Source organism: Streptomyces triticisoli, assembly GCF_003270085.1.
In the GTDB taxonomy this organism is placed as follows: Bacteria; Actinomycetota; Actinomycetes; order Streptomycetales; family Streptomycetaceae; genus Streptomyces; species Streptomyces triticisoli.
Genome location: NZ_QFDQ01000109.1, coordinates 19,022 through 27,221 on the forward strand (window position 1 = coordinate 19,022; position 8,200 = coordinate 27,221).

7 protein-coding genes are annotated in these 8,200 nt (G+C 70.1%); 5 read left to right on the plus strand and 2 right to left on the minus strand.

Going from position 1 to position 8,200, the window contains the following annotated elements; all coding sequences use genetic code 11:
- Together DEP02_RS17260 and DEP02_RS17265 are read right to left on the minus strand one after the other, a co-directional pair.
- Window positions 1-756, minus strand: a complete 756-nt coding sequence (locus DEP02_RS17260; protein ID WP_112468344.1) for an ABC transporter ATP-binding protein — start codon at window positions 754-756, stop codon at window positions 1-3.
- The gene (locus DEP02_RS17265) at window positions 753-1,268 is read right to left on the minus strand and encodes a PadR family transcriptional regulator (RefSeq protein ID WP_112468346.1); all 516 of its coding nucleotides are present in this window, start codon (window positions 1,266-1,268) and stop codon (window positions 753-755) included. Before DEP02_RS17265 ends, DEP02_RS17260 begins: the two co-directional genes overlap by 4 nt.
- 137 nt (window positions 1,269-1,405) lie before the next feature.
- Here DEP02_RS17265 and DEP02_RS17270 point away from each other — a divergent pair, with 137 nt between their 5' ends.
- The 5 genes from DEP02_RS17270 to DEP02_RS17290 all read left to right on the plus strand — a co-directional run bounded on the left by DEP02_RS17270 (window position 1,406) and on the right by DEP02_RS17290 (window position 8,127).
- The gene (locus DEP02_RS17270) at window positions 1,406-2,677 is read left to right on the plus strand and encodes an ABC transporter substrate-binding protein (protein WP_112468349.1); all 1,272 of its coding nucleotides are present in this window, start codon (window positions 1,406-1,408) and stop codon (window positions 2,675-2,677) included.
- 191 nt (window positions 2,678-2,868) lie between these two features.
- Entirely contained in the window at window positions 2,869-4,503 is a 1,635-nt protein-coding gene (locus tag DEP02_RS17275) for a glycoside hydrolase family 13 protein (protein WP_112468351.1), read from the plus strand.
- Window positions 4,504-4,573: 70 nt separating this feature from the next.
- Window positions 4,574-5,914, plus strand: coding sequence for an ABC transporter substrate-binding protein (locus DEP02_RS17280; protein WP_112468353.1), 1,341 nt, complete (start codon window positions 4,574-4,576; stop codon window positions 5,912-5,914).
- 6 nt (window positions 5,915-5,920) lie between these two features.
- Window positions 5,921-7,291, plus strand: coding sequence for an ABC transporter permease (locus tag DEP02_RS17285; protein WP_112468355.1), 1,371 nt, complete (start codon window positions 5,921-5,923; stop codon window positions 7,289-7,291).
- A complete protein-coding gene (locus tag DEP02_RS17290) occupies window positions 7,288-8,127 on the plus strand; it encodes a carbohydrate ABC transporter permease (RefSeq protein WP_112468357.1) in 840 nt (279 codons plus the stop codon). Before DEP02_RS17285 ends, DEP02_RS17290 begins: the two co-directional genes overlap by 4 nt.
- Window positions 8,128-8,200: the final 73 nt, after the last annotated feature.

Genomic DNA, 8,200 nt, shown 5'->3' on the forward strand with positions numbered 1-8,200 from the left:
TCAGTCCCTCAGCTCCAGCACACCCGAGATCCCCGGACCCCGCGACGGCGTCGTCCCGTCCAGTTCCGCGTCGTCGACGATCCGGCCGTCGAAGAAGCTGATCACCCGGTCCGCGGCGCTCGCCAGCCGGGCGTCATGGGTGACGAGCACGATGCTCTGCCCGCGCTGGTGGAACCGGGACAGCAGCCGCATCACCTCGCGGGTGCCCTTGCTGTCGAGGCTGCCGGCCGGCTCGTCGGCCAGCAGCAGCGGCGGGTGGTTGACCAGGGCGCGGGCGAGCGCGACCCGCTGCTGCTCGCCGCCGGACAGCTCGCCCGGCATGCTGCGCTCCTTGCCCTGAAGCCCCAGCTCGGCCAGCAGCGCCTCCCGCTCGGCGCGGGCCTGCTTCGGGGAGCGGCCGGCGAGCAGGGCGGGCAGCTCGACGTTGTCGGCGACGGACAGGTTGGAGACCAGGTTGAAGAACTGGAAGACGATGCCGATGCCGCTGCGGCGCTCCTCGGCCCAGCGGGCCTCGCTGTAGGAGTCGGTGCACCGGCCGTCCAGCCGGATGCTGCCCTCGTCCGGCCGCTGCAGCCCGCCGAGCAGGTGCAGCAGCGTGGACTTGCCGGCCCCGGAGGGACCGGTGATCGCGACGAACTCGCCGCGTGTCACCGTCAGGTCCACCCCGCGCACGGCATGCGCGGGCGCGCCCTCGCCGTGGTGTGTCTTGACGAGGCCCTCGGCCCGCAGCAGTACGGGAGCCCGGACGTCACTCACTCCAGCTCCTCCAGTTCCTCCTGGCACCGTTCCAGCCAGTCCAGGTCGGCCTGCAGGTGCAGCATGGCGCCCTCGATCAGCAGATGGGCGATTCTGTTGTCCCGGCCTTCGGCCGCCGCCAGCTTCGACAGGTTGCGCATGGTGTTGAGGTACTGGCGCCGCTGCTTGTTGATCAGGGCGATCTGGTCCGCGAGACCGGTCTGCGGGGCGAGGGCGAGCTTCATGAAGAACTCGTCCCGCACCCGCGGCTCGTCCTCGGGCTTCTGGAACCAGACGCTCACCGCCTCGCGCCCGGCGTCGGTGAGGCGGTAGATCTTCTTGTTGGGCCGGCCGGTCTGTTCGACCTCCTCGCCTTCGATCAGTCCCGACTTCTCGAGGCGGCCGAGGGTCACGTAGATCTGGCCGACGTTCGGCTGAGGGTACGCGGAGCCCAGCAGTTGCTCAAGGTCCTGCTTCAGCTCGTAGCCGTGGGCAGGACCGCGCGCGAGGAGTGCCAGGAGGGGCAGGCGCACGCGTGCTCTCCTCCTAGGTCCTCGGCAGACGCATCAGGCGTCATGTGTTCCAGGCCCTAGTATCGCCCATACCTAACAGGTATACATGGCCTGACTCCCGGCGAAGGTGCCCGGAGCCGGTGTGCAAGGAGGAACCTATGCGGTGGACACGCGCCGCCGGTAGGGTCCTCCTTGTCCTGATCGTGCTCATGACCGGCTACGCAGCCTCCGGCGCCCGCGCCGACGGGGAGCGCGGCGGCGGCCGGGGACCGCTCACCCTGGCCACCGCCGGCGACCTCACCGGCTATCTCGGTCCGCTCCTCGAGGGCTGGAACCGCACCCACCCCGGCGAGAAGGTCACCCTGGTCGAGTTGCCGGACGCCGCCGACGAGACCCACGCGCAGATGACCACCGACCTGCGCGGCGGCAACCGCAGTCGGTTCGACGTGCTCAACATCGACGTCAACTGGACCTCGGAGTTCGCCGCCGCCGGCTGGATCCGCCCGCTGCCCCGCGGCCGCTTCCCGCTGGACACCTTCCTGCCGCCGGTCGTCGACACGGCCACGTACGACGGACGGCTGTACGCGGTGCCGTACGTCACCAACGCCGGACTCCTGCTGTACCGCAAGGACATTCTGGCCAAGGAGGGCATTCCGCCGCCGCGCACCTGGGCCGAGCTGGAGCACGCCGCGAGGACGGTCGCGCCGAAGTACGGGCTGGACGGCTACGCGGGCCAGTTCCTGCCGTACGAGGGGCTGACCGTCAACGCGGCCGAGGCCGTGTACTCGGCGGGCGGCACGATCCTCGGCGACGAGGGCGAGCGCGTCACCGTCAACTCGGGCGCCGCCCGCGAGGGCATCGGCTTCCTGGCGCGCGGCTTCCGCGAGGGCTGGATCCCGAAGGAGGCGCTGACGTACAAGGAGGAGGAGTCCAAGCAGGCCTTCCAGGACGGCCGGCTGCTCTTCCTGCGCAACTGGCCGTACGCCTACGCCGTCGCCTCCGCGCCGGGCTCCGAGGTCGCCGGGAGGATCGGAGCCGTACCGCTGCCCGGGCCCGAGGGGCCGGGCACCAGTGTCCTCGGCGGCTCCAACCTCGCCGTCGCCACCCACGCGCGGCACCCCGACTCCGCCGCGCGCCTGATCGCGTACCTCACCAGCGAGCGCGTCCAGCGCCAGGTGCTCACCCGGGGCGCGCTGCCGCCCGTGCGCGCCGCGCTGTACGAGGACCCCGCGCTCGTGCGGCAGTTCCCCTATCTGCCGACCCTGCGCGACGCCGTGCTGGCGGCCGCGCCGCGCCCCAAGAGCGCGCACTACGACCAGGTCAGCCTGGTGGTGCAGGCGGTCGTGCACGACACGCTGACCGGACAGCAGACGCCCGAGGCGGCCGTACGGCGGCTCGCCCGCGAACTCGCGGCCATCTCCCACCGCTGAGGCCGGCTCACCTCCACATGCTTACTTGTTAAGTAACGCGGCCATCTCAACTCCCTGCGATACGCCCGGACATGTCCGGATTTGACTGGTCAACTATCCGGTATTTGTGGTCCAGTTCATTGACACCACCCTGACCTGTCTACCTAACATGCATGCATAACTGCTGCTCTTCACAGGAATAGGTCAATGGGTTGAACAGGCATGGTTGGTGGCGCGACGCCGTGATCTACCAGGTGTACGTCCGCAGCTTCCTGGACAGTACCGGCGACGGCATCGGCGATCTGGCCGGTGTCCGCGCGGGGCTGCCGTATCTGAAGAAGCTGGGCGTCGACGGGATCTGGCTGAGCCCCTTCTACCCCTCCCCGCAGCACGACCACGGCTACGACGTCGCCGACTACTGCGACGTCGACCCGGTCTTCGGGGACCTCGACGAGTTCGACCGGCTGATGGCGGCCGCCCACCGGCTCGGCATCAAGGTGCTGCTGGACATCGTCCCCAACCACTGCTCGAGCGAGCATCCGTGGTTCCGCGAGGCGCTGGCCGCCGAACCCGGCAGTGCCGCCCGCGCCCGCTTCCACTTCGCCGACGGCCGCGGCCCGGACGGCGCCGAGCCGCCCAACAACTGGCACGCCATGTTCGGCGGCCCGGCCTGGTCCCGGGTCACCGAGGCGGACGGCAGCCCCGGGCAGTGGTACCTGCACATGTTCACGCCCGAGCAGCCCGACTGGAACTGGCGCAACCCCGAGATCCCCGCCGAGTTCGACCGGGTGCTGCGCTTCTGGCTCGACCGGGGTGTCGACGGCTTCCGCATCGACGTCGCCGCCGGCCTCTACAAGCACCCGGAGCTGCCCGACTCGGACGACCCCGAGGTCGACGCCCGCACCCGCGACTCGGTCAACCCGCTCGCCTGGAACCAGCCCGAGGTGCACGACGTGTGGCGGCACTGGCGCGCGGTCTGCGAGGAGTACACCGCACGCGACGGCCACGAACGCCTGCTGGTCGGCGAGGTGTCCGTGCCCAGCGCCCGCGAACACGCCAAGTACGTCCGCCCCGACGAGCTGCACCAGGCCTTCTTCTTCGACCTGCTCAGCGCCCCCTGGGACACCGACGCCTTCCGCAAGGTCATCTCCGAGGCCATGGAGGACATCGCGGGCACCGGCTCCACGGTCACCTGGGTCCTCAACAACCACGACCAGGTCCGCACCGTCACCCGCTACGGCGAACCCGCCCCCGAGGCGAGCGGCCTGGGCGCCGCCCGCGCCCGCGCCGCCGCGCTGCTGATGCTGGCGCTGCCCGGAGCCGCGTACGTCTACCAGGGCGAGGAACTGGGCCTGCCCGAGGTCGTCGACCTGCCCGACGACGTGCTCACCGACCCGATCTTCTACCGCACCGGAAGCCGCGCCCGCGTCCGCGACGGCTGCCGGGTGCCGCTGCCCTGGTCGGGCCAGGCCTCCCCGTTCGGCTTCACCAGCGGATCGCAGAACGCCAAGCCCTGGCTGCCGCAGCCGGAGTACTTCGCCGAGTACGTCACCGAGCGCGCCCTCGCCGACACCCGCTCCTTCTGGCACCTGTACCGCGACGGCCTGCAACTGCGCGCCACACTGCCCCAGTTGGGCGAGGGCACGCTGCGCTGGCTGGAAACCGAGCCGGGCGTCCTCGCCTTCGTCCGCGGCGACGGCCTGGTCTGCGCCGTCAACTTCGGTACGGCCCCCACGCCCGCGCCCGTCCCCGGCATGCCGCTGCTGACCAGCGGTCCCTGCCCGCCGGGAGTGCTCGCCGGGTCCACCGCCGCCTGGTGGATCGCCGACGACACCCCCGATACTTGATCCCCCGTCAGCCTCCTCCCCTCAGCCTGTCCGAACCGTCAACTTCCCACCTCACGAAGGGACATCAACGATGATGCGACGACGTACCACCCTGCTCGCCGGCTGCACCGCCCTGGTCCTGGCGCTCGGCGCGACCGCCTGCGGCAGCTCCGACCCCGTCTCCGCGGGCGGCGGCGACAAGTCGCTCAGCGGCCAGACGGTCACCGTGGCCGGCGTCTGGTCCGGCAGCGAGCAGAAGAACTTCCAGAAGGTGCTGGACGCGTTCACGGAGAAGACCGGCGCCAAGACGCAGTTCATGTCGACCGGCGACAACGTCTCCACCGTCGTCGGCAGCAAGATCGAGGGCGGTAACGCCCCCGACGTCGTGATGGTCCCGCAGGTCGGCGTGCTCCAGCAGTTCGCCAAGCAGGGCTGGCTCCAGCCGCTGTCCGACACCACCCAGAAGTCGGTGGACGCCAACTTCGCGCCCGTGTGGAAGAAGTACGGCAGCGTCGAGGACACCCTGTACGGCCTGTACTTCAAGGCCGCCCACAAGTCGACCGTCTGGTACAGCCCCGACGCGTTCGACCAGGCCGGGGTCAAGCCGCCCAAGACGTACGACGAGATGCTCAACACCGGACGCACCATCTCCGACTCCGGGCTCGCCGCCTTCGCGGTCGCCGGGCAGGACGGCTGGACCCTGACCGACTGGTTCGAGAACGTCTACCTCTCCCAGGCCGGCCCCGAGAAGTACGACGCCCTCGCCGCGCACGAGCTGAAGTGGACCGACGACAGCGTGGTCGACGCGCTCACCACGCTCGGCAAGCTGTTCAAGGACAAGCAGCTGATCGCGGGCGGCCAGAAGGGGGCCCTGAACACCGACTTCCCGGGCTCGGTGGAGAAGGTCTTCGGCCCCAAGCCGGAGGCCGGCATGGTCTACGAGGGCGACTTCGTCGCCGGCGTGGCCCACGACCAGTTCGGCAGGACCATCGGCGAGGACGCGAACTTCTTCCCGTTCCCGCCGGTCGACGGTGGCAACGCCCCGGTCGTCAGCGGCGGTGACGCGGCGGTCGTCCTCAAGGACGGCAAGAACGCCAAGGCCGGCATGAAGCTCCTGGAGTACCTGGCCACCCCGGAGGCCGCGGCCGTGTGGGCCAAGGCCGGCGGCTTCCTGTCCCCGAACAAGAACCTCGACCTCGCCTCCTACGGTGACGACGTCACCCGCGCCACCGCCAAGTCCCTGATCGACTCCGGTGACGCGGACGCGGTCCGGTTCGACATGTCCGACCAGGCCCCGGCGGCCTTCGGCGGCACCAGCGGCGCCGGCGAGTGGAAGCTCCTGCAGGACTTCCTGCGCGACCCGTCGGACCCGAAGGGCACGGCGGCGAAGCTGGAGGCCGCGGCGGCCAAGGCGTACCAGAACCAGGGCTGACCCGACATGACCTCCACGCCCGTGAAGGAGAAGGGCGCGAGCCCCCCGCCGCCGCCCGTCCCGCCCGCTCAACGCGCGCGGCGACTGCGGCGGCGGGGGCGGGTCGTCGCCCTGCTGTTCATCTTCCCCGCGCTGCTGCTGCTCGGCGCGCTGGTCGTCTATCCGGTGCTGTTCTCCGTCGGCCGGAGCCTCTTCGACGCCTCCGGCACCCGGTTCGTCGGCGCGGACAACTACACCGAGATGTTCCGCAACCCGGCGACGCTGAAGGCCATCCGGAACACCACGATCTGGGTGGTCGTGGCCCCGGTGCTGCTCACCGGGCTCGGACTGATCCTGGCCGTGCTGGTGGAGAAGGTCCGCTGGGCGACGGCGTTCAAGCTGCTGCTGTTCATGCCGATGGCCGTGTCCTTCCTGGCCGCCGGCATCATCTTCCGGCTCGCCTACGACGAGGACCCGAACAAGGGCGTGCTCAACGCCGCCGTGGTCTCCGTGCACGACGTCTTCAAGGACTCCTCGTCGTATCCGGCCGCCCGCGCCCGCGAGGGACACGGGCTGACCAAGGGCGACGACGGCTCGTACGCCACCCGTGCCGGCCTGTCACCGGGTGACACGGTGCACCTGCCGATGGTCGGCGTGCTGCCCAAGGACCTGCCGGGCGGCGCCGAACCGGCGCACGCGGCGGCCGGCGAGAAGGCCGCGGCGGACGAGCTGCGCGGTGTCGTCTACCTGGACTTCACCCCCGGCGGGGGCGGCACCCAGGGCGAGGTCGACAGCGGCGAGAGCGGACTGCCCGGCATGAAGGTCGAGGCCGTGCGCGACGGGCGGACCGTCGCGAGCACCACGACCGCCTCCGACGGCTCCTTCCACTTCACCGGCCTGAAGGCGGGGTCGTACGAGGTGAAACTGCCCGAGTCCAACTTCGCCCCGCCCTACCAGGGCATCTCCTGGCTCGGGCCGACGCTGGTCACCCCCATGATCATCGGGGCGTACCTGTGGATCTGGACCGGGTTCGCGATGGTGCTGATCGGGGCCGGACTGTCCGCGCTGCCGCGGGACGCGCTGGAGGCGGCGCGCATCGACGGGGCGAACGAGTGGCAGATCTTCCGCCGGATCACCGTGCCGCTGCTCGCGCCCGTCCTGACGGTCGTCTTCGTCACCCTCGTGATCAACGTGATGAAGGTCTTCGACCTCGTCTACATCATCGCACCCGGCCCGGTGCAGGAGGACGCCACCGTGCTGGCGACCCAGATGTGGCTGGTTTCCTTCGGTGGCGGCAACAACCAGGGTCTCGGCAGTGCGCTCGGTGTGCTGCTGCTGCTCCTGGTGATCCCCGCGATGGTGTTCAACGTCCGCCGTTTCCGAAGGAGTCAGCGATGAACGCGATCAGGCGGGGCCTGGGAAACTGGCTCGTCCAGGCCTTCCTCGTGGTGATCGGGCTGATCTGGCTGACTCCGCTCGCGGGGCTGTTCGTGTCGTCGCTGCGGTCGGCGCAGGACACCGCGAAGGGCGGCTGGTGGACGGCGTTGACCAGCCCGTCGCAGCTGTCGTTCGACAACTACTCGGCGCTGCTGAAGAACGCGGGGATGACGCAGGCGTTCTGGAACACCGTGCTGATCTCGGTGCCGACGACTGTTCTCGTCGTCGTCATCGCGGCGCTGGCCGGGTACGCGTTCGCGTGGCTGGACTTCCCGGCGCGGGAGCCGCTGTTCCTGCTGGTGGTGGCGCTGCTGGTGGTGCCCGTGCAGATCGGGCTGCTGCCGGTCGCCAAGATGTTCGGGCAGCTGGGTTTGTTCGGGACGATTCCCGGTGTGGTGCTTTTCCACGTCGCCTACGGGCTGCCGTTCGCGGTGTTCCTGCTGCGGAACTACTTCGCCGAGATGCCGAAGGAGATGCTGGAGGCGGCCCGGATGGACGGGGGCAACGAGTGGCGGATCTTCACTCGGCTGGTGCTGCCGGTGGGGCGGCCGGCGATTGCCAGCCTGGCCATCTTCCAGTTCCTGTGGGTGTGGAACGACATGCTGGTGGCGTTGCTGTTCGCGGACACGTCGTCGCAGCCGCTGACGGTGGAACTGCAGTCGCAGATCCGGCAGTTCGGCAGCAACATCGATGTGCTGGCGCCTGGGGCGTTCCTGTCGCTGGTGGTGCCGGTGGTGGTGTTCTTCGCCTTCCAGCGCCACTTCGTGCAGGGCGTGATGGCGGGATCGGTGAAGTGAGGGCCGGGGGCCGCGCCCCCGGACCCCCGCTGAAAGGCGGGTGGGCGGAGACTCAGGAGTCTCCGCCCACCCG

What these genes read in the sequence shown, in the direction of transcription:
- DEP02_RS17270 (WP_112468349.1), top strand. Translation starts at nt 1,406, where the DNA reads ATGCGGTGGACACGCGCCGCCGGTAGGGTCCTCCTTGTCCTGATCGTG.
- DEP02_RS17280 (WP_112468353.1), top strand. Translation starts at nt 4,574, where the DNA reads ATGATGCGACGACGTACCACCCTGCTCGCCGGCTGCACCGCCCTGGTC.
- DEP02_RS17285 (WP_112468355.1), top strand. Translation starts at nt 5,921, where the DNA reads ATGACCTCCACGCCCGTGAAGGAGAAGGGCGCGAGCCCCCCGCCGCCG.
- DEP02_RS17290 (WP_112468357.1), top strand. Translation starts at nt 7,288, where the DNA reads ATGAACGCGATCAGGCGGGGCCTGGGAAACTGGCTCGTCCAGGCCTTC.